Raw genomic sequence first — 21,193 nt, 5'->3', positions numbered from 1 at the left:
AACTGCTGGGGTATGGCGACCACGCCGAGTTGACGCGGCCTCGCGGAGGCATCGTGGACATGGCTGTGCCCTCCAGCAGTGGTCGCCGGAGGGCACAGCACTTTGCCTACTACGACTTGGCGGGCACACGTGACACCTCGCGTGCCCGCAGGAGATCACTCAGTACCCGCACTGGTGACGTGGCGCTCATGGTCAAACGTGCGTCGAGTGCTGCCTCCCACTGCTCGGTCAGCCCCAGCATGAGGCGCTTGCGCATGCCCGGGGTGACGTGGGCGTAGCGTGCCGAGACAGAGCCGTCGATGTGGCCCATGCGTTCGTCCATGAGCACCTTCTCGGTTCCCAGGTCCTCCATGATCGTCCGGTGGGTGTGGCGAAGGCCGTGGGGCGTGAGTCCCTTTGCTATCGGGAGCCAGCAGGCGTCGGCTCGTTCGCTGGCACCCCGCCCCCGGGCCGGGACGCCGGGCCAAGGCTCGCCGAGCAGGGGCACCGGCCGGGGCTCCTGTGGTGCCTTCTTCGGGTACCAGCCGGAGACCGCCGGCGTGAACAGCCAGGTGGCGAAACCGTTCCTGCGCCAGTGGGCGGCATGCTCCGGTACGACGCCGCCCCGCACGAACCGGAGGTCCGCGATGGCCTGCGCGACCTTCTCTCGCGTGGCCTCGGTGACGCGTTCGGGATGGTTGAGGACGTTGGACGCCGTGCCCGTCGAGACGCCGGCACGACGGGCGACGTCGACGAGCTTCGCGCCCTGGTGGCCCCCTGTGCGGGCCGCGCCCTGTCCTCGGAAGACGTAGGTCTTGCCGTGGCAGGGGCACGGCTTGGGCTTCGTGCGGGCGATGTGGTTGGCGACCAGCGCGGACAGCCAGTCCATCGAGTCGATGGTGCGGTAGCTGTCGTCCTTCGGCGGGCAGCGCACCAGCTCCCCCGTGTCGAGCTCGTACAGCTGCCACTCGACCCGGACGGCTCCAGGGCGGACGAACGCGGTCTCCAGGCCGACGATCTCGCCCCAGCGCATGCCGGTGTACCCTTTGAGGACCACGGCGACGAACTCGTCGTCGCGGCCGGAGAGCAGGGCGGCACGCTCGGCGGTCAACAGGATGCCGAGCGCGTCGGTGACCACCTTCTCCGGGCCACGGTCTCGGGAACGGCCGGCGCGCTTACCCCGTCCGCGCCGGCGAGCGGCCGGGTTGGACGTGATCAGGCCCTCGTCAATCGCGTCCTCGAGGATCAGGTGGAGCGTCGAGCGCCAGGTCTTGACGCTGGAGGCCGCGTAGAGGGCCTTCTCCTTCTTCTCCCACAGGTCGACGTCCGTGCGCAGGATGCCCGCGAGCGCCTTGTCCTCGAACTCGGGGAGCAGGTGCTCCTCGATGTGGCGCTTGTAGTTCTGCATGGTCGAGGCCGCCAGGTCCTGGGCCTCGTACCAGCGGTTCGCGTACTCGCCGAAGGTCTCCTGGCCGAGGGCCGGGTCGCGCCAGTCGCCGCGACGGTACTTGTTCTCGGCCTCGGCCGCTGCCCGTTGGGCCTCGCCCTTGGTGGCGAACCTGATCGCCTTGCCGTTCTCGTCGACGACCGTGTTGTGCTTGCCGGGCGCGACCTTGTACCGGCCGCGCCAGTAGTTTCCGCGCTTCTCCGCGAAACCCAAGTCCCGCTGTTCCCCTCTTGGTTGTCCTCGGCTACGGCAGATTCGATCGGGTTACGCGACAGTGCTGTACTGCTGCTGTCGACGCGGCGGGCGGGCCCGCAGGCGAGTCGCCGGCGCAACGACAGGGCGGCGACGTTGCGCGGAGCCGGTCTGCGTACCGGGCTCGGAGAGCGGCTCGGCCGCCCGCGCGGCTGTGTGCGCAGGCTGTGCCGGCCGCTCCTCGTAGAGGCGGATGATCTCGGCGAGATGCTCGGCGGTGAAGCGGTAGGCGCGGCCAACCCGGGTGTGCGGTATCACTCGCCGTCGCGCGCGGTCCTTGACCCACCAGGCCGAGCAGCCGAGGGTGTCGGCGATCTCCTCGGGGCGGTAGAGGCGGGGCGGAGGGGCGTCGGACGGCCTGTGGGGGACGGGCGCGGGCGTGGATCGGTGCAAGGGGGCGGCTCCTGGTCGCGAGGGCGGGAGTGATGCGTCGGCGGCTCATGTGGCGTCCGGGCCCTGGAGGAGGGCGAGGGGTGATACCTGCAGGGCTGCGGCGATGGCGACGAGGTCGTCGATATCGCATCGTCGCTTGGCGAGTTCGATGCGGGACAGCATCGTGTTGGACATAGGGCGCCCCAAAGCGGTACAGCGTGCTGCGAGTTGACGCTGCCCAAGGCCGCGTTCGGTGCGGAGGATTTCAATGGTGCGAGCCGCCAGCATTCCTGCGGGTCCTATTTCCAGAGATCGCGCTGCCATGGCTCCAGTTGTAGCGTGCATTCACCGGTTTGGTTAACCGGCGATCGTCGGCTATGTTGCGCCGCGCTCAATCGGTGAGCGAGGCGGTCGGGGTGCCACGAAGGGCCGGATCCCCGAACGGGACCCGACACCAGAGACCTTCTCTGACGTGGGGTGTTGTGTTGTAGCTTCGTCGCTCGCAGGACGTCAACGGCTTGCCGATGTGATCCTTCTGGCTCGGGACGCGGGGCAACTATTTGGTCAACCGGCGATCGTGCCCTACCGTTTTCGCACCGCCCTCTCCGTCTCGATTTCCAGCGGCATTTCTGCCGTGAGAGATTGCGCCGGATAGGGCTGGACTTGCGCGCCGCGGGTGTGGCTATGTTGACGACGCCCGGAAAGCGCGAGCGGCCATCAACGCGTTCGCGTCAACGGCCGGACATCCCCCGCCCTTCACGCCCGTCTCCGCCCCCGACCGACGGTGAACCGTGGCACCCAGCCCACCGGTCACCGAGTGAGGACCGCCCCTCTTGGCACGAATCCGCACCATCAAGCCGGAAGCCTTCGTCTCCGAGTCCCTGGCAGCCGTCTCCCTGACCGCCGAGCGCACCTTCTTCGGCCTGCTCACCCAGGCCGACGACCAGGGGCGTCACCGCGACCACGCCGCGATCATCGCCGGGCAGCTGTGGGTCCTGCGCCCGGAACACACGCCTGGCGATGTCGAGCAGGACCTCGCCCAGCTCGCCGACGCCGGGCTGATATGCCGCTACAAGGGCCCGGGCGACAAGCGCTACCTGCACATCGTCACCTGGCGGCAGCATCAGAAGATCAACCGCCCCAGCGCGAGCCGTCTTCCCGCCTGCCCGCACCACGACATGCAGACTCGCACCGCGCCCGGCGTTGGCGCGCCGGCTGCGGGGGCCGGCATCACGGAGCCCGCACCGCAGCCTCATGGAGCCCTCCGTGAGGACTCCGGGCGAATACGCGAGCCTGCGGTGAATCCGGTCACCGATGATGAAACAGCAGGTCAGGGCGATTTCTGTGCGCCCTCCCTGAGACAGCGGGGAGGGCTCAGTGAGGGAGCGGTGACGCCTCACGGTCCGGATCTAGGACCTAGGATCATGGATCTAGGAAATACCCCTTCGGGGGGCGCGAGCGCCCCCGCACCCCACGCCGTCTCGGCCAACCAGCTCATCGCCGAGTACGCCGCCGCTTGCACACACCGTCCGCCCAAGGACGTCCTGGGCCATCTCGCTCGCGAAGTGCGCAAGCTGCTCGGCGAGGGCATCGACCCCGCCCACATCCGGGCCGGCCTAGAACGGCACCGTGCCAAGGGCCTGCATCCCAGCACTCTGCCGAGCCTCGTGCACGAGGCCATGAACGCGGCCTCCGCCGCGCCGGTTGTCCACAGGGCGTGGACAAACCCCGCCGATGTCGAAGCCGCCTACGGAGGTGACCTCTGACCGCCACCCTCACCCGCGAGCCCCACCGGGTCGGCCCGCTCGCCGACCGGCTCAACGGCATCCTTGCCAGTCGCGGCATCGACCTCGCCACCGCCGCCGTCGAGGAAGGGCACGTCGAGCCCGTCACCGCGCTGGAACTCGCCGACGCCAGGATCCCCGCCCGCTACCGTCGAGCCATGGCCGACCACCCGAAGGTCACCGCCTGGGCCGACGAGATCGCCCGCGCCGGACGCCCCGGCCCCGGCGGGCCGGGCATCGCCGAAGGCCCATCGCTGCTGATCGCCGGCCCCACGGGCACGGGCAAGACGTACCAGGCGTACGGCGCCATCCGCACCCTGCTCGGCCGAGGGGTCCGTCTGCGCTGGGAAGCGACCACCATCGCCGACTTCCATGCGCGCCTGCGCCCCCGCGCCGGCCACGACGCCGAACGGGAGCTGCACACCCTGGCGCGCTGCCCGCTGCTGTTCCTGGACGACCTCGGCGCGGCCAAGACCAGCGAATGGACCGAGGAGCTGACCTACCGGCTCATCAATCACCGGTACGAGAACATGCTCCCGACACTCATCACCACCAACCTTCCGATGGAGCAGCTGCGCGTCACCCTCGGTGACCGCGTCGCCTCGCGCCTCGCCGAGATGACGGAGCGCGTCATCCTCGACGGCCCCGACCGGCGACGCCGCACAGCGCCCGCCGCCTGAGTGGCCGCCTCAGCGCCCGCCCTCCTGGTCGGCCCCGCCGCATCACCCGCGCTCGCACCAGCCCTGCCCGCGCCAGCCACTCGCCTAGGCGGTTGCTCAGCGTTCCGTCGATTCACCCTTCGCCCTCATTCCTCGACGCCTTGGAGCCCCCCTCCTGCCTCCTCTCAGTCCCGTCCCCCTCGCCATGCGGATCAGCGGCACGCCGCTCCTCCCTGACTGGGCCACCTCCCCGGTGATGACCGTGGCGCTCCTCATCCCGCCCGTGCTGCTTGGCCTGCTCGCCGGGTGGCTTGTCCGCCAGCAGCGCCGCCGACCGCATCACACCAAGCGCCGGCACGGAGCCGTCGCAGTGCCGGTCGCGGCCGTGGCCGCGCTCGGCTGCACCGCATACAGCGCGGACACCAGCTGGCGGTTCGCCGCCGACTACCTCGACATGGTCGGCACCGCCGAGCGCGTCACGATGTTCGCAGCCGCCGAGCTGGCCCTGTTCGCCACCGCCCTAATGGCCCGGGAGAACCTCAACGGCCCGAAGCAGGCACCCGGCCTGCCCGGCACCCTCACCTGGCTCATCACCGCAGTCCAGGTTCTGCCCGCCTACGCCGAGTCCGGGCTGGTCGGTGGCACCGTGCGAGCCTTCGTCGGCCCCGTCATGGCCGCGATGCTGTGGCACCTGGCCATGGGCATCGAGCTGCGCCACCGCGCCCCCGACGCCACCTCACGCGGCCTGGCCGCCGTCCTCGTCCGCCAGGCACGCGAACGCCTCCTGGCTCGCCTCGGCATCGCCGACCAGGACGCCGATGCCGCCCTCCTCATCCGCCAGCGCGCGCTGAGCGAAGCCGTCGCCCTGATCCTGCGCGCCGAGTCGATGACCGACAAGCAGCGCGGCAAGCGGCGGCAACGACGCCTGACGGAACGCCTGCACGAGGCGCTGGAGCGGGCCGACGTCGACGGCGACCCGCTCCAGGACGAGCTGCTGCTGCGCAAGCTCGCCACCCGCAAGCAGGCCCTTGACCTCGCGGCCATCACACTGCCGCAACGCTGGCAGATTCCGGCCTCGTCCTCCACCCGAGAGCCCGGGTGTAGCCACCCGCGCTCCGACCGCCTGGAAGCACTGCCGCGGGCAGAGGACGCTGCCCGTCCTCACCCATCAGACCCGAGTGACGACGAGGTGCCTACGGCTGCCCGCCCGCAGCCTGCCCGCCAGGTGCCCGGGCTGCCCGCACGGGCAGAAGCCGAAGACAGCCCGGCACCGACGGGCAACAGCCCGGGCAGCGTGTCGGGCAGGCGCGAGCGGAAGGCGGCTGCCCGGAAGAAGCGCGACGCGGGCAAAGCCCGTGCCTCCGACGAGGTCATCCTCAAGCACGCTCGCCGCATCCACGAGGAGACCGGCAGCGTCGGACGCGACCGGGTTGAGGACGCCCTGCGTGCCGCCGGCTACACCGTCTCCAGCGACGGCGTCGGACGAGTCGTCCGCGAGTTCAAGGCTCAGCTCAAGGCAGCAACCGGCGATCCGCTCCGCTGATCCCCGCAGCACCAGCACTTCCGACCAGACCCCGACCCGAAGGGCCCCATGCACGCCCCGCACCACGAAGACCCCGTGCCTCACAAGCGCTCTCTGCTGATCACCCCTGCCCCAGGCGGAGCAAGTTGGAGGTCCGGACACTCCCCCGCGGGGGGAGCGCCCGAACCCGATCCCGCCCCGGGGGTGGCGGGTCCCGTCCGGCACCAGGGGGCACCGGACGGGAAGGGTGCGACCGAGGGCGGACCGCAGCCAGGCAAGGCCAGCCGCAAGGGCAGGGCCAGGAAGGGGAAGTCGCGTCCGCGTGACAAGAAGCAGCGCCCCGCGCACAGCGTCCGCCTCAACGACCAGGAACTCGCCGTCATCCGGTCCGGCGCCGATCACGTCGGCATGAGCGTGGCCGGGTTCCTCGCCCACTCCGCCCTGGCCGCTGCCCGCGACCAGTCCCGCACCGCAGCGGCCATCGCCACCGAGCGGGACATCCTGACGGCCCTGTTCGGTGTGCGCCGTCAGCTCGGCTGGGCGGGCAGCAACGTCAACCAGATCGCCAAGGCACTCAACTCTGATGCCGACGCGCCGCACTTCGCCGCCGCCCTCGCCGACCTGCAACGCGCCGCACAGGCCGTCCAACGGGCAGCCGACAGGGTCGCCAACGGGCAGGAGGAACAGGCGGCTTGATCCCCCGGATCCACCAGCAGGGCAGCAACACCCTCGGGCTCCTGCACTACCTGTACGGCAAGGGCACCCACGAGGAGCACATCGACCCACACCTGGTCGCTTCCTTCGACGGCATGGCCGCCGACCCCGGCCGCGACCCCTCGGCGACGAAGAAGGACCTCCAGCACCTCCTCGACCAGCCCCTGTCCCTGCTCGACGCGGACCGGCGTCCCGACAAGCACGTCTGGCACTGCTCGGTGCGCGCCGCGCCCGACGACCCGATCCTGTCCGACGAGCAGTGGGGCGACATCGCCCGCCGCATGGTCGCCGCCACCGGCATCGACCCTGGCGACGGCGCCGGCTGCCGCTGGGCAGCCGTCCGGCACGCCGACGACCACATCCACATCATCGCCACACTCATCCGCGAAGACGGCCGCCGCCCCGACCACCACCGCTCCGGCAAACGCGCCCAGGCCGAGTGCCGACTGATCGAAAAGGAACTCGGCCTGCACCAGGTCGCGCCCGGGGACGGCACCGCCGCCAAGCGGGCCACCAGCGCGGAGCGGCACAAGGCCGAACGCACGGGCAGGCAGCGTCCGGCACGGGAGGAGCTGCGGGAGACCGTACGGCGCGCTGTCGCCGGCGCCGGCAGCGAGGAGGAGTTCTTCAACCGGCTGGCCGCCGCCGGTCTGCTGATCCGTAAGCGCGTCGCGCCCTCAGGTGACCTGCTCGGCTACAAGGTAGCCCTGCCCGACGACCACAACGGTGAGAAGGAGCCGGTGTTCTACGCGGGCTCGACGCTCGCACCCGATCTGTCCCTGCCCCGCATCCGCGAACGCTGGGCCCTGCCCGTGGAGGCTGTGGCCTCGGCGGACGGCTCCGGGCGGGAACAGCCGGTCCGGCCGGACGTGACAGGTCCCGCGTTCGCGCGGCGCCGGGCCACCGCAGCCACCTGGCAGGCCCTCCTCGTCATCGATCACGGTGACGACGGCGCGGCAGCGGCACAGATCGCTGCCGCGGGTGAGGTGCTGGACGCGCTGGCCAAGACCTCCGCCGCCCATACCCGCGCCGAGCTGCGCGAGGCGGCGTTCGTGTTCGAGCGGGCCAGCCGCTCCCACGTGAAGGCCGTACGCGGGCACGACCGCGCCCTGCGCCAGGCCGCCCGCGACCTCGTCCACAGCGGCCCCGCCCTGGGCCGAGGAGAAGACGGCGCCACCACCGCCATGCTCATCGACATGGCCTTCTTCCTCGTCATCGCCACGGCGAACTGGCACGCGAAGAAGCGCAACGGCCAGCAGGCCGCCGCAGCCCAGAAGGCCGCCGAACACCTCCGCGCCGCCTACCAAGCCGCCGCGGCCGAGTCCATGGCCGTCCTCCGCCAGCGAGGCCAACGCCTGGCCCCGCGTGCTCGGCAGCGGCAAGCCGACCTCCTGCACGAGGTGCTGCCGGAACTGGCCACACGTGTCCAGGCCGAACCCGGCTGGCCCGCCCTGGCCGCCACCCTCGACGATGCCCGGAAAGCCGGCCATGACCCGGCCGCCCTGCTGACCGAAGCCGCCGGACGGCGCGAGCTCGACAACGCCACCTCCATCAGCGACGTCCTGGTATGGCGCCTGCGGCGCAGCGCCCACCTGCCCGCCCTACCCGAGCGCCCCCACGACACACCCGCGCGAGGCAGTCGGCGCCAAGGGGCCTCGGCACCCCGCGCGCTGCCGAAGCAGGGCGGCCTGAATGACCCCAGCCGACGGCGCTGACCAGCGAAAAGCCAGCGGAACATAGCCGACGATCGGCGGTTGGGCAAACCGCCGATTCTCCGGATCATTGATGCCTCCACCCACCCCACTCCTGTGAGGAGCACCCGTACGCCCAAAACCCAAGCCCGGCCCGAGATCGTCGTCCTGCTCTGCGACGCGGACATCAAGCACAAGCGTGAAACCAACACGTGGAACCACCTCGACGGGCGCCCGTTCAGCAAGGAGGAACGGGCCCTCGCCCTCAGCGCCACCCGCGTCGAGTTCGAAGAGATACAGGAGCAGTTCAAGCGATACCGGCAGTACCGGCGCACAGTAGACGAAGCTCCGGATGCCCTGGAGCAGTTCCTGGCCCCATTCATGGAGCGGCTCGCCGAGAAGAAGCTCGGCAACGCCGTCGAGCTCATGAACGAGGACGAGCGAGCCGAGCTTGATCACCTCCTCGGCCTCATCGTCGAACCAGTCCGTCCCTTCGCCCCGTACACCTTCTAACCGGGATGACCAGCGTGGCGGTGTGTCCCGCTCCCAGGACGAAGCCAGCCTCTGACACAGAGCCATGGGCGTTCAGGCGGTAGCCGGTACAACGCGCCGTCGCGAATGAAGCACGGACCGCTCCCTGTAACCGCGGACCGTGACGCCACGCAGACGCCGGCCGAGACACAGCAGCACGAAGCCGGGCCTCCCCCTCGGGGAGGCCCGGCTTCCATGCGTTGGACGGTCCCTCAGCTGGCTGGAGCGCGCAGGAGTCGCTCGCGTGTGCTCTCCGGCAACACCCGGCGCAGCACCGGGGCGCTGGAACTGAGGGAGCCGGCGAACGCGGCGACGAGGTCGTGCGGCACGCTGGCGCTGAACGACGCGGCCCACAGGTAACCCGCGCCGAACACCGGCTCGGCCCACGCCTGCCACCCCGCCAGGGCCGCCTCGCCAGCCTCGGCCACCAGCGCGAGCGGGTCGCCATCCTAGATGAGGGACGGCACCTCACCCAGGTGGATGTGGGAGGCGAACGTCGGATCCACCGCGCCTGTGCCGGGCTGGTCGACGTCGCGCAGCCACCCGTGTGCCGTTACCGCGTCGAGGACCAGCTCGGGGCCACCGCACGGCAGGGCGGGCTCATCGCGGGCGTCGAGCGCGGTAAGGAAGCCGGCGAGGATCTCTCCTGGGACGTCGGGGGTGAAGTAGGCCGACCACTGGGCGAGCGGGCTGCGCAGGTCCGTACGGGCGGACACTTGCCAGGCGATCGGCAGGTTCCCCAGGTGGAACGGCTCGTCCGGCAGAACCCACTGCGCCCACCGCAGGGAGTCGCGGCTGATGTGCAGGACGGTGTTGCGCAGGACCGGACGGTCTTCTGGCGCCTCATCCGGCTCCTGGCGCCCGCGGACAATCGTCAGGCTCGTCCACCCCAGGCCGGCGAGTGTGTCAGCGACGGCGTCGTAGAGGCGGCCGTCGTCACCGGCCAGGTGCCGAGGTCCGACCCAGTACGTGGACGGGACGCAGGCCGGAGCGGGTGGATCGATCGGTACGTCGGGATGCAGGTGCGTCTCCAAGGGGTTGGGGGCTGGAGGGCTGGATGCCGCCAGCGGTGCGTAAAGCTGGATGGGGGTGCCGGGCCGACTTCGCGGCGGCCTCGGGTGGCAGATGGCCGGGCTACCCCGTCTCGCCCTCATAAGGAAGATGACAGGTTTCCCCAGGGCGCCGACTCGAGCCTGTGGCTGTCACACCCGCTGGGAGGTCTCCAGCACACGAGCGACTGCGGCGGCGACGACATCCGCCGGCGTCTCGGTGTAGAAGGACATCTGGTAGCCGCGCACCTTGGCCGTACCGGTGACAGCGATCTTCCATCCCTCGCCGTCGGTACCAGGACGCCCGAGCGGAAACCATCCAAGGTAGAAGCGACCATCCTTCGAGTTGACGTGCACGTCCGCGCGGTCGTCCACGACCAGGTGGAAGTCGTCGGCGGAGAACTGATCCATCACGAGCGTGGCCTGACCCGGGCCGAGCAGCCACTCACGCAGCCGCAGGGCCTCGACCGTGGTGGAGAATCCGGGGCCTGGGGTGCGGCAGTCACGGGCAATCACCTCTTTGACCTGGAGCTTTTACGAGAAGGTCGTCCAGGTTCACATGCCCTTGCGGCGTTGGCCAGTCATTCATGGATCTTTGCTGTCTGCCCCCGGCGAACTGAGACACAGAGCGCCAGACCTCGCGGTTCAACCGCGGAAAGCGGCGTGCGCGCGGTGGGGGCAGTTCCACACCATGCCGATCTTCGGGCGGGGCCGCTTATACCGAGGGGCACTGACATCGCTCCCGTGACTGCGATCAGTTCAAGCCACCTTCGGGCTCTTCATCACGTGCCTTGACGATTGCGTGTTCTACGGCGCGCCCCATTTGACGAGGTGCTAGCCGAACCAAGAGCGTGCTCGTGCCGTACCTAATCGGCTGAAAAGCGTGCACCCTGGCGGTCGCTTGCGGCGCCGTGGGTCACCCTGATCAGCCATGGCGCGCGAACAGAAGGATGTGGCGCTGACCGACGCGGTCGGCGCACGAACGGCCACGGTGAAGCTGGTTGGTGACCTGACGACGGCCGGGCTGCGTGCCGCGCAGGCATGGGCGGTTCGCCGGGAGCAGCCAGAGGCATGGCGAGAGGTCTCGCGCATGCACGGGGTGTTCCTCAGCCTGCTGTCTCCCGGCTGCGGGCCGGCGACGCCGCGCGACCTGATCAAGTTTCTCCACCGCCCCATGAGGGAGTGGGTGCCGCTCACCTGGGACTCGCTACCCGACGAGGTCGGCTCCTTCAAGATCCTTGGGGCGGACGACTTGCTGACCGGTGATGCCGTCGAGTACGGGTCCGACTACAGCGAGGCCCTCTTCGAGGACCACGAGGCCGGCATCGATTGGGTACCTCGGTGGGCCAGGCAGACGTTCGAAAGAGTCGAGCGCGCCATCTACACGGTGCTGTCGTCAGCTGGGCAGGAGGAGTACGTCGCCACAAGGGAGATGCTGATCGAGGTACCGGCGGGCACGGCGGACCGCGTCAGCGACGAACTACACGCGCGCGGCGCGCTGCACACCGAGGCATATGAGCCGCTGCCACCGGACCGGCAGTTTGTAGTGAAGTCCGAGTCCTGGTACGTGCCGTGTCCGACGTGCAAGTGGCCCATGCACGTCCAAGGCGCGTCGCTGGCCTGTCGTTATCCTCCACACTTCGGCCGGTTTCAGGTGACGGACGAGCGTGACGGCAGCGGCGCGCCGCGAGTCCGCGGTCCCGTGGCGGCGTCCGCGCTCAGCGTCGCCGACGTGGTGTGCGTGCACGAGGCGGTCTGGCGCTACATCACTGTCCCCGGCGTCACCGAGGTCGCCTTGATGACGTGGCTGGCGGATCAGCCTGGAATCGGCGAGGACGCGGTGACGAAGTGGCCGCACAAAGACAGGTGGGACATTACCGTGCGGGCTGGCGCCACCGTCTTCGAGGTCGACCTCAAGGACACCAGATCCCCGTCGAAGATCACCGCCAGGCCACCCCGGGCCCGGCACGTCGTGGTGCCCGACTACCGGGCCTGGCAGGTCGCCCAGCTGCGACGCTCACTGCCCGCGGGCTACGAAGTTCGTACGGTGCGCGCGTTCAAAACCGCGATCCGGAACGCCCTGAAGGAGGCGCGGTGAGCGGTCGCTCCCTGGCCACTATGAATGTGCAGCGTCTGAGCACGCTGGCCGCGTTGGCTCTGGCGGCACGACTGTTCCCGAACCGCTCGGAGGAGCCCTTCCGTCACGCTTCGGCGGTCCGCGACGCGCATTTCCTCCTGTCCGGGCATACCCACCTGTGGAACCGCTACGGGGAGCTGTCGTGCGAGGACACGCGGCGAGTCACCCGACTCCTGTGGCACCGCCCCGCTCGCCTGGCGATCCTCGCGGCCTTCCGCCGGGCAGTCGAAGACCTCTTCGACTCGCCCGATCTGCCCGAGGGATTCGCGGCTCTTGACGACGAGCACTACTTGGTGACCGTCCAGCAACGTCTTGCATCGCTGGTGGACCAGGTGTTGGAGGAGCTCGATGGTCGCCGGGCAGCGGCCGACGAGGGACGAAGCCGGGAGCTGGCCCTCCAAGGTCACTTCCGCATTGGCACCCAGATCCCCGACCCGAGCCGCCCCGGCAACGGCGTAATCCAGGCCCACTACGTAGTCGACTTGCCCCAGATTCAAGCGCCGCTGCCGGACCTCGGTAAGCCCAAGGAATGCCTCAGGCTGCAGGTGCCGATCGACGCGCTGCGCGCGATCGCGGACGCGCAGGACCGCGCCTTTGGGCAGAGCCACCGGCGCAAGAGCCTGGAACGGCTGTTCAAGCACATCCGTCGAGCCGACGGCTCCCTGCTTGCCGACGGCTTCCTCATTCTGGACGCCGGCTTGATCCGCGTACTGAGCGCCTGCACGGGTTCGGGCAAGAGCGTCCTGGCCAAGCTGCTTGCCGCGTGGGGCGTGAAGAACAACCTGGTGACGGGGATCGTCGTGCCGCGCAACGACAGCGTGCTCTCCTTCACCCGCGCGATCCGCGAAGAGCTGCACGCACTCGGTCTCCAGGACGCGGTCGTGGTGCCGCTGATCTCCCCGAACAGCATGCAGGAGGCGGCCGAGAAGGCCGCCCGCAGCCTCATTGAGGAAGGGCGAGCCCAGGAGGCGGATGAGGCGTACGGCGAGTTCGCCTATGGATGCGCCATGCAGGCGAAGTCCACCAACACGCAGGACGTCGACCTGTGGCAGCCCGGCCACGAGCGGTGCTCCGACTTCGAGGGCACCGATCCCGAGAGCGGTGAGACCCGGCGTCACCGCTGCCCGTGGTTCGCGCACTGCGGCAAGCATCGTCATCAGCTAAACCTCGACAAGGCCGACGTCATCATCACCAATCACATCAACCTGATGTCCGGCCGCCTGCATATCCCAGTCCTCGCCGAAGGCGACGTGCGCAACCATATGACCGTCGAGGAAGCGCTACTTCGGCTCACCCACGTTCTGCTCATCGATGAGGCGGACGCCTTCCAGGCCACTGGGTTCGCCAAGAGCGCCCACCACGTCACGCTGGCCCGCTACGGCAGCCGGCAACCCAGCGCTCTGCAAGAGCTCCACGACCAGTTCAGTGTCCGCGCCGGTGCCCTGATGTACGAGCTGGAGCGCTACGTCCACCCCAAGATCACCCAAGCGCGCTTCCTCGCCGAGAGCTACGTCAGCAACGCCGCGCACGGGCGTATCGCCCAGAGAGGACCCAACGAACGCAACCGCCAGCAGCTGGCCCGCCGTCGCCTGATCATCCCGCGCCGCTGGGACGCCTGGTGCACCGCACGCCTGTGGCGGGCACCTGACGGCGAGTCACCCACGCGCGAGCAGATCGATACCTTCCGCAAGCTGTTCAACCCTAAGGAGGAAGCACAGCTCGCGGGCGCGAAGGTCCCGGTCGTGCCGGGGGTCGGCGAGAGCACTCGCGAACACCTGACTCAGTTGCGCACCGAGTTGCTCGACGCCACCGCGCTGCGCGAAGGCACCGATCCCGTCTTCGACAACGTGCACGCGCGGATCGCTGCCGCCGCGCGCCCTCTCTTGGACGAACACCTTGCCGATGACGGCCGCGAACTTCTCGTCGATCTCCTCGTGCGCAGGGCGTACCTGGAACAGATCCGCGCCCAGATCGAGTACGTGACCAGGTCCGGCACCTCATTGAAAGCCTCCGGTATCACGGCGGCCAACGAGCTGACCGAGATGCTGGAGGACAACAACCAATGGCATGCCGCCCCCTACGGTCCCCTGGGGGCGCCGGTATTCGGTTTCACGGCCATCCACGACATCGAGGACAAGCACCGCACGGAACTGGCCCTGACCTCGTTCGCGGGCGACCCGCACGCGTATACCGCACAACTCGGTGACACCACCGCGCTGGCGCTGTGCGGTCAGCGCCGCATCGTGCTCGGGCTGTCCGCAACCGCCTACATGCCCGGCGGGACCATGCACCACCTGATCACGCCCCCCACCTGGTACGTCCCCGACGACATCACCGGCTCCCTCGTACTGCGGTCGCTCACCTTGCGGGACGAGCGGAACAACCCCATCCGGATCTCGGGAACCTCCGACATCCACCGGGACCAGGCCCATCAACAGATGGGCCGCGCCCTGTGGTCCCAGCACATCGTCCAGCACTTGAAGAAGCTCGCCAGCCGCCCTGCAACCGCACACCGCGCCCGCATCCTCGTCGCCTGCACCTCCTATGTCGGCGCCGCTCAACTCGCCGAAGGAATGATCTCCGCCGGCGCGGACCCGGAAATGATCGCGGTCGCCACCCGTGCGAGCGACGAGAACACGGTGCCGGCCCACTACCGACGCCGCCCCGCCTGGTACGAGATCCCCTCGGACGCGCTCGAGCGCTTTCCCCACCACCCGACCGCCAAGGTCCTCATCGCGCCGCTCACCATCGCCGAGCGTGGATTGAACATGGTCGATCACAGCGGCCGGTCCTTGGTGGGCGAGGTCATTCTCGCCGTCCGCCCGATCCCGCTTATGGACGAACCCGCCCAGCTCCTCGCCCTGATCTCAAGCCGCGCCTACAGCAGCGTCACCCGCTTGGCCGACCCCGCGGAGACGCTCCGGGACCTGGCCATCACCTCCAGCTCCGTTCACGAGGAGCTTTTCCGCAGCCACCACTTCTTCCAGTCCCTGCCGAACAAGGTTCGGTTGTCGATCGTCGCTGAGATGCTCATCGGCATCATCCAACTCGGTGGCCGAGTACGCCGGGGCGGCGACCGAGGCGTCCTCTACCTGGCTGACTACGCCTTCCACAACCCCTCCAGCGGCAGCGACCTGCCACGCCTGATCCGCGAACTGCGGGAGGGATGGAGCCGGAGCGGTGAGCTGGAGCTCCTTCAGAACATCTACGGCAGCACCCTCCGGGCGATCTTCGACTTCGCCGACGAAAGGACCAGCAACTGATGGCCGCCGCCCCCACGCGCCTCTACACCGCCGACTTCCCGCTCAACCCGGACCTGATGGGGCAGGTGTGGCTCTACCCTCTCACCCCGGAGTTCGAGGACCTCTGGGAGATCTGCGAACGGCAGTGGGATCCCGAGGAGGGGTTCCGGACCCCACACGGCGCCCTGCGCGTCGCACTCGGCACGGTCACCGGCCGAATGATCGTTTTCACCGTCGCCCGCAGGCGCGACGTCCGGTCCGGCGAGGAACGGAGCCTGATCGTCGCCGATGGTCCTCTGGACCCCAGGCTCACCACGAGGTGCTTCGACGTCTGGCAGAAGCTGCACTTCCGCGGCGTCAGGGACGGGCAGCTCCTCAGCCACCACATCGACTTCGAGCGCGCCGTGTGCCGCCCCCTGTCCGATGTCCTCAAGCGGGACGAAGCCGGGTACATCACCGGGCCCTGGTGGTGGAAAGACGCCGCCGGCTGGGCCGTCATCCAACGCCTCGCCGCACATCCCATGATCGACAAAGCCCATCCCGCCCAGCGCGCCACGAACTTCCGCGTCGGGCTGGCACACGACGCCAAAAGGCTGGTGGCCTGGGACTATCCCTACTACCGCACCATCTACCAGGGAAGGTCGAACGAACGGACGGGATGGGCGATGGCCTATGTCTCCGTCACCGGAGAAACCCAGCGCGGCCTGCCCGATCCGGTTCTCCGCTTCGACTGCCACGTCACGCGGGTTGCCGACCACTGGAGCAACGTCAAGACGGTCACCCTCAACCACCCGCAGTTCGACACCCTCCTGCGCGTCCCGGTACGCCACGTGCCCCAGCGCGGCCCTGACGGCGAAAAGCTCCGAGACAACAACGGCCGCCTCATCTGGAAGACGGAGTTCCGCGGCCACACCGCCGCCATCGTCCAGGCATGCGGACTCACCCCAGTGACATTGCCCGACAAGGCTGACGGGGACCTCGAACGCGTCCGCGCCGTCTTTCGCAACAAGGGCAGTCACCTCGTCGGCAAGGGCGTGGGTGCGTACTTCACCCTGCGCATGACCACCCACATCGCCGATGTCCTCGGCGTCCAGCCGATCACATACGACAAGTCCCGCTACACAATCCCAGGTGCCACCATCACCCGCGGACCCATCCCAGCCAAGAAACTGCCCCAGGCACTGGAGGCCGCCGGCTGGAAGTCCATGCGCCTGGTCGTCGTCCACGCCGCGGACACCACCCCCCGCCGCGTCATGCGCCAACTCCGCCAAGACTACGGAGTGCCGATCCCCGAAGCTCTCGTCGGATCGGACGCCAGGTTCGACGCGAAGATCGTAGACATCGCGCCAGCCATCACAGTGGAGTTCCGCAAGATCCCCGAACTGACCATGCACGGCTCCCACGACCGCACGAGCATCGTCCGCTCGAGTGGCTTCTTCCACTCTGACGACCCCGACCGGCTCGTCGCCGCCATCTGCGAAACCACCTGGGACGGCAAGCCCATCCCCAACGACGGCAAGCCCCCCACCCGCAAGGCGCTCGCCGCAGCCGGGGTCGTCAGCCAGTTCCTCACCGCGGCCGACGTCCCGGCGAAAGACGAGGAGACGGACTTCCGCGCCAGCGCGGCCTTGCGCCACATCTTCCAGAACGCCGGCATCATCGATGACCGGCTCGCGCGCGCGACGTGCGCCGCGCCGGACGTCCGCATGGAAGCGCCCCTCACCGAACCCGTCACCGTGGTCGGTATCCACCTGCGCCGCCACAACTACCGGCGTGTACACGGCCAGGCACCCCGGCGACCCAAGCTCGTCGCTTGCCTGGTCGCGATGCACTTCACACCCGACGCCGAGACCCCGCCGTACACCGAGATGTACCACAATGGCCAGTGGCTGCGCTTCGCCGAGGGACGGGCTGCCTACCATGCCAGCGAGATCGGCAACGAGAACTGGGGCCGGAACGGCAACGGGGCCCGCGCGGTCCGCGACCACATCGAGACCGCCTTGGACAGCCTCATCCTCCCAGAGGGTCACAACCGTGTTGTCCTCGTGCTCGACAAAGAGGGCAGCCGGAGCATCTACTCCGGCATGGGCGACAACCCGTTCACCGGTGGCCTGCTCCCCGGTCGCGGCCTCGCCCAGGACGGCGTTGACGTGGCCGTCGTCCGGATCGCCTTCGGCCACCACGCAGCACGGCCTGCCACGGTCTACCGCGACGGCGCCGACGACCTCGCCACTATGAGCCCCAGCTACCGGCGAACCCTGATCTTCGCGAAGAGGCACCCCCACGAAACGGTCTGGATGCTCACGCAGCAGTCGCGTCAGCAGGCCGGCAACTCACCCATGCTGCGCGAGGGCAACCGGCGAACCCGGGAGGACTTCCACACCCTTCCCTTCAATCCCATGAACAAGGACCTCCACGCCACCAGCCGCATCGAGATCGCTATCCCCAGCCCAGGTGGCTGGGAGTCCGGCGACCTCGTGGCTTTCATCGCCCGCCAGTGCGACCAGGCCGTCGCGTGGGACCACCGCACCCTGCGCTCCGCCCCGCTCCACCTCGCCCACCACTCCGACAGGGACCACCCCGACTTCGGCAGCCACGATCCGGGTGACGGCGACGCAGGGGACGGCGAGCTGGAAGAGGAGCTGCTGTAGCTATGCACGTCGTGCGCCGTGCTCAAGACCGGTGCCATGTTGCTCGCCGGGGTCGGATCACTTGGTGGCCAGCAACGTCCGAGCCTCCTCGGCACAACCCCACGACAGCGTGACGCCGGCACCCCCGTGCCCGTAGTTGTGCACGACCACGGTGCCGTCCTCCCACCGGTCGCTCTCCACACGGACCGTGGCGCGGGTCGGTCGAGCGCCGACCCGGTGCTCCAGGACACGGGCCTCGGCGAGGCGGGGCTCGACCTCGGCACAGCGGGCGAGGATGCCGGCAGCCGCCTTGTCGTCGGGGGCCAGATCGCCTTCGCCGTCGATCGCTGTGCCGCCCAGGACCACGGTGTCGCCGTGGGGGTAGAAGCACAGGAGGTCCGGGGAGAGGCCGGTGTCCTCGGAGAAGAACTCGGTCAGCCCGGGGTTGGTGACGACGACGTGCTGACCGCGGATGGGCCGGAGGTCGGGGTCCGGAACCAGGTCGCGCGCCCCGATGCCCGCGCAGTTGACGATCGCCGAAGCCGGACCGGCGTCCGAGAGCGAAGTCAGCCGTCGCTGCTCGACCACACCGTCGGCATCGCGGAGTCGGCGCAGGAGGTAGTCGAGGTAGGTGGGCATGTCGATCAGTGGCACGGTGAACCGGTAGCCCGCCGTGAAGCCGGCCGGAAGTTCGGCCCGCTCGCACGGTCGGAAACCCGGCAAAGTGGTGGCCCAGTCCGGCGCGGCTTCGGCCGTGCGGGACGCCTCGATGCCACTGGTGAGCCGGACGCCCGTCGCCGGGTCCTGGGCCAGCTCCCGGAAGATCTCCAGGGACCGTCGTCCCCACTGGTCGACCTTGTCCTTCGGCTCGACCAGGTAAGGCCCCCACATCGCCCCGGCCGCCAGCGACGTGACCCCCGGCACCTGCTCGGCGATCACGTGCACCGAAGCCCCGGCCTCGGCGAGAACGACGGCCGTGGTGAGTCCAGCCACCCCAGCCCCGACAACGACAGCGCGCTCCCCTGCGGTCATGAACCCGACCCTAACGGCCGGGTTGCGTCGATGGGGCGTGTTGGGCGAGGGCGTTCTCCAGGGCTGGCAGGAAGCCGCGCACGTGAGGGTTGCGCTGTCGGCGACGGAGGTCGGCGGCAAGTTGGTGGAGCAGCGCCGCGCTGCGAGGCGAGCGGACGGCATCGAGGCGGTCGGCGGCGATCTGGCCGATCTCGCAGGCTGCCTCCAGGTCCCCGTGCGCGCTGTGTCCCAGGGCCAGCCAGGCTCCCTCGAACATGGCTCGGCGCTGGCTTGGGTCGCCGCGCGGCACGTCGTACGCCCCGGACCTGAGCATCTCGGTCCCCTGGGCGAGGAAGCGACGGCTCTTCTTTCCGCTCTCCGCCTTCTGCTGTGCACGACCCATCTGGATGAGGCCGTAACCAGCCTGGCAGTCCAGGTGGTTGTCGGTGAGGAAGTACATCCAGCGGGGCTCTTCTTGGCGGCCGTCCCGGCTTGCGATCAGTTCACGGGCAGCGCCACGAGTGTGGGCGAAGTCGTTGTCACGGCCGGCGGCGGCGTACGCGTAGGCGAGCCGGGACAGGACGGACGCCCGGACGGCCAGCGGGGCGGCGTCGCTCGCACGGCGGGCGGCCTCACCGAGGGCGATGGCGTCCGCGGGGTGTCCTCGACTCGCCGCCTGGAAGGACAGGTCGCCCAGGATGTGGGCACACAGGGGGAGATCATTGACCTGATGCGCGGCCCGAAGCGCCGTGACGAAGTAGCGCTGCGCCAGTCCGTGGTCGGCCGCGTCGAAGGCCATCCAGCCGGCCAGCTGGCCGATCTCCGCGAGCGCGCGGATCAGACGGCTCGCGACAGCCGGAGGGTGGCCGCCTTCGCGAATCAGCAGTCCGACAGCCCGGAACTGCGCTCCGACGTAGGGCAGATGGCGTGCCCCTCCGTGCTCGTCGTCGAGCAACTGGAGCGTGGGAAGATGCTGCTCGACCTGGTCCACGAGCGGATCGGTGCCGAACGACGACGTCATTCGAGGCGTGTACTGGCCGCGTCCCGCGGTGCCGTCGAGGTACTGGGCGACGATCGCGAGGAGTCCCGCGCCCGAGATCGCGAGGAACCGGCGACGGTCGACGAGCCCTCCCATCACCCAGTCCTCCACGATCGCCTCCATGCCCTGCGTGGTCCAAGGCCGCGCGAGATCCGTGTCCGCGGGGACCAGCGCTGACGAGTCGCCCACACGTCCCTGCCACAGTTCGGCCACCGAGACATTCCTACCCAGCTCCTGGGAGAGCACGTAGGCAGCCATCATCGGCAACGGCGAGCGCGGCAGGGCGCCGGCGTCCCGCCAGTGGTACGGCGCCGACTCGGCCACCGTCCCCGCGCCGAAAACTCGGTTGAGCTTGCGAGCGAGCGCCTTCGGGCGCCATCCGAGTTCGTCGAGGCACCCCGCCAGTACGACGTTGGGCTCGCCTGTCTGCGGTGCCACGTGCGAACGCCTTTCGCTCCAGTGGTTCGTGCATCACTTCACGGGCCCCATGGTGGTGCCCCTGGGCGGACGATTCACCACCCCCGCATGGAAGTTGACCGAGTTGACCCACTGATCGGGTCCTGCCTGACCGTCCTCCTCCTGTGTTCTTGGATCCCGGCGGAGGCGCCCGTCTTCCGAGCCGACGGAGAAAGAGGTGGGCCTTGAGACAGCACACGAGCACCTCCCCAGGCCGACCGGGCGGCGTGCTGGACCGTGACGCCGGACGACCAACTTCCGCCCCCGGACGCGGACTCGTCGCTGGCGACGGCACGACCACCCTGATCACGGATCTGCCGTACGGACCGGAAGCGGCCGAGGTCGCCCGGGGCGCCGTGACGCTGGCGCTGCGTGGCACTGAGACGGAAGTGCTTGCTGATGCCCGCCTGATCGGGTCGGAGCTCGCGACGAACGCCTTCGTCTCGGGCAATCCGCCGTTGGTGCTGTGCGTCGACCGCAGGAGTCTGGCCAGCGGCGGCCTGGAAATCGAGATCACCGTCACCGACGGCGGCTGCTCCCGCCCCGCACCCGCCTCTCCTACCGCTCCCGACGAGCAGGCCGAATCAGGACGTGGACTGGCCATCGTCGATGCCTTGGCCGATGCCTGGTCGCTGACGACTGGCACCAACGGCTCTCGTGCCTAGTGCCGACTCACCC

16 protein-coding genes and 1 pseudogene are annotated in these 21,193 nt (G+C 69.4%); 10 read left to right on the top strand and 7 right to left on the bottom strand.

Annotation, left to right across the window (positions count from 1 at the left end; genetic code table 11):
- Positions 1-109: 109 nt before the first annotated feature.
- Genes G7Z13_RS19100 through G7Z13_RS19090 form a run of 3 tightly spaced genes read right to left on the bottom strand, consistent with a single transcriptional unit; the run spans position 110 to position 2,374 of the window.
- Positions 110-1,639: a LacI family DNA-binding transcriptional regulator gene (locus tag G7Z13_RS19100; RefSeq protein WP_166000912.1), complete on the bottom strand. Its 1,530-nt coding sequence runs from the start codon at positions 1,637-1,639 to the stop codon at positions 110-112.
- Positions 1,640-1,690: 51 nt separating this feature from the next.
- Complete coding sequence (locus G7Z13_RS33725) at positions 1,691-2,071, bottom strand: helix-turn-helix domain-containing protein (RefSeq protein ID WP_166000910.1); 381 nt, start codon at positions 2,069-2,071, stop codon at positions 1,691-1,693.
- Positions 2,072-2,116: 45 nt separating this feature from the next.
- On the bottom strand, positions 2,117-2,374 hold the full coding sequence (locus G7Z13_RS19090; protein ID WP_166000908.1) for a helix-turn-helix transcriptional regulator: 258 nt from the start codon (positions 2,372-2,374) through the stop codon (positions 2,117-2,119).
- Between the two features lie 509 nt (positions 2,375-2,883).
- Between G7Z13_RS19090 and G7Z13_RS19085 the strand changes: the two genes are divergently transcribed.
- The 6 genes from G7Z13_RS19085 to G7Z13_RS19060 all read left to right on the top strand — a co-directional run bounded on the left by G7Z13_RS19085 (position 2,884) and on the right by G7Z13_RS19060 (position 8,933).
- Positions 2,884-3,816 carry a hypothetical protein gene (locus tag G7Z13_RS19085; protein WP_166000905.1) on the top strand — a complete coding sequence of 311 codons (933 nt, stop codon included), beginning with the start codon at positions 2,884-2,886 and terminating at the stop codon, positions 3,814-3,816.
- Positions 3,813-4,514 (top strand): ATP-binding protein, encoded by a 702-nt coding sequence (locus G7Z13_RS19080; protein WP_166005100.1) that lies wholly within the window; start codon positions 3,813-3,815, stop codon positions 4,512-4,514. The genes G7Z13_RS19085 and G7Z13_RS19080 overlap by 4 nt, the downstream gene beginning before the upstream one ends.
- A 184-nt stretch (positions 4,515-4,698) precedes the next feature.
- Positions 4,699-6,036 (top strand): hypothetical protein, encoded by a 1,338-nt coding sequence (locus tag G7Z13_RS19075; protein ID WP_206313104.1) that lies wholly within the window; start codon positions 4,699-4,701, stop codon positions 6,034-6,036.
- Between the two features lie 183 nt (positions 6,037-6,219).
- Complete coding sequence (gene mobC, locus G7Z13_RS19070; RefSeq protein ID WP_127432667.1) at positions 6,220-6,711, top strand: plasmid mobilization relaxosome protein MobC; 492 nt, start codon at positions 6,220-6,222, stop codon at positions 6,709-6,711.
- Positions 6,708-8,444, top strand: a complete 1,737-nt coding sequence (locus tag G7Z13_RS19065) for a relaxase/mobilization nuclease domain-containing protein (protein WP_166000903.1) — start codon at positions 6,708-6,710, stop codon at positions 8,442-8,444. Before mobC ends, G7Z13_RS19065 begins: the two co-directional genes overlap by 4 nt.
- A 93-nt stretch (positions 8,445-8,537) precedes the next feature.
- Positions 8,538-8,933 (top strand): hypothetical protein, encoded by a 396-nt coding sequence (locus G7Z13_RS19060; protein WP_127432669.1) that lies wholly within the window; start codon positions 8,538-8,540, stop codon positions 8,931-8,933.
- 230 nt (positions 8,934-9,163) lie between these two features.
- Here the strand turns inward: G7Z13_RS19060 and G7Z13_RS19055 are convergent.
- A pseudogene (locus G7Z13_RS19055) lies at positions 9,164-9,985 on the bottom strand (DUF317 domain-containing protein).
- Between the two features lie 168 nt (positions 9,986-10,153).
- On the bottom strand, positions 10,154-10,516 hold the full coding sequence (locus tag G7Z13_RS19050; protein ID WP_240926267.1) for a DUF317 domain-containing protein: 363 nt from the start codon (positions 10,514-10,516) through the stop codon (positions 10,154-10,156).
- A 415-nt stretch (positions 10,517-10,931) separates the two neighbouring features.
- On the opposite strand from G7Z13_RS19050, the gene G7Z13_RS19045 reads away from it, so the two are divergent.
- The 3 genes from G7Z13_RS19045 to G7Z13_RS19035 are packed head-to-tail and all read left to right on the top strand — an operon-like array spanning position 10,932 to position 18,030.
- Entirely contained in the window at positions 10,932-12,098 is a 1,167-nt protein-coding gene (locus tag G7Z13_RS19045) for a hypothetical protein (protein ID WP_166000901.1), read from the top strand.
- Positions 12,095-15,400 carry a hypothetical protein gene (locus G7Z13_RS19040; RefSeq protein ID WP_166000899.1) on the top strand — a complete coding sequence of 1,102 codons (3,306 nt, stop codon included), beginning with the start codon at positions 12,095-12,097 and terminating at the stop codon, positions 15,398-15,400. The genes G7Z13_RS19045 and G7Z13_RS19040 overlap by 4 nt, the downstream gene beginning before the upstream one ends.
- Complete coding sequence (locus G7Z13_RS19035; protein ID WP_166000897.1) at positions 15,400-18,030, top strand: RNaseH domain-containing protein; 2,631 nt, start codon at positions 15,400-15,402, stop codon at positions 18,028-18,030. The genes G7Z13_RS19040 and G7Z13_RS19035 overlap by 1 nt, the downstream gene beginning before the upstream one ends.
- Before the next feature lie 57 nt (positions 18,031-18,087).
- Here the strand turns inward: G7Z13_RS19035 and G7Z13_RS19030 are convergent, their stop codons facing one another.
- Both G7Z13_RS19030 and G7Z13_RS19025 read right to left on the bottom strand, forming a co-directional pair.
- Positions 18,088-19,041, bottom strand: coding sequence for an FAD-dependent oxidoreductase (locus G7Z13_RS19030; RefSeq protein ID WP_166000896.1), 954 nt, complete (start codon positions 19,039-19,041; stop codon positions 18,088-18,090).
- A gap of 10 nt (positions 19,042-19,051) precedes the next feature.
- Positions 19,052-20,497 (bottom strand): transcriptional regulator, encoded by a 1,446-nt coding sequence (locus tag G7Z13_RS19025; protein WP_166000894.1) that lies wholly within the window; start codon positions 20,495-20,497, stop codon positions 19,052-19,054.
- A gap of 245 nt (positions 20,498-20,742) precedes the next feature.
- Here G7Z13_RS19025 and G7Z13_RS19020 point away from each other — a divergent pair, with 245 nt between their 5' ends.
- Positions 20,743-21,180, top strand: a complete 438-nt coding sequence (locus G7Z13_RS19020) for an ATP-binding protein (protein WP_240926266.1) — start codon at positions 20,743-20,745, stop codon at positions 21,178-21,180.
- Positions 21,181-21,193 lie beyond the last annotated feature (13 nt).

It is taken from the genome of Streptomyces sp. JB150 (assembly GCF_011193355.1).
In the GTDB taxonomy this organism is placed as follows: domain Bacteria; phylum Actinomycetota; class Actinomycetes; order Streptomycetales; family Streptomycetaceae; genus Streptomyces.
The sequence above is the reverse complement of the archived record's forward strand: the minus strand, read 5'-3'. Positions and strand labels throughout refer to the sequence as shown.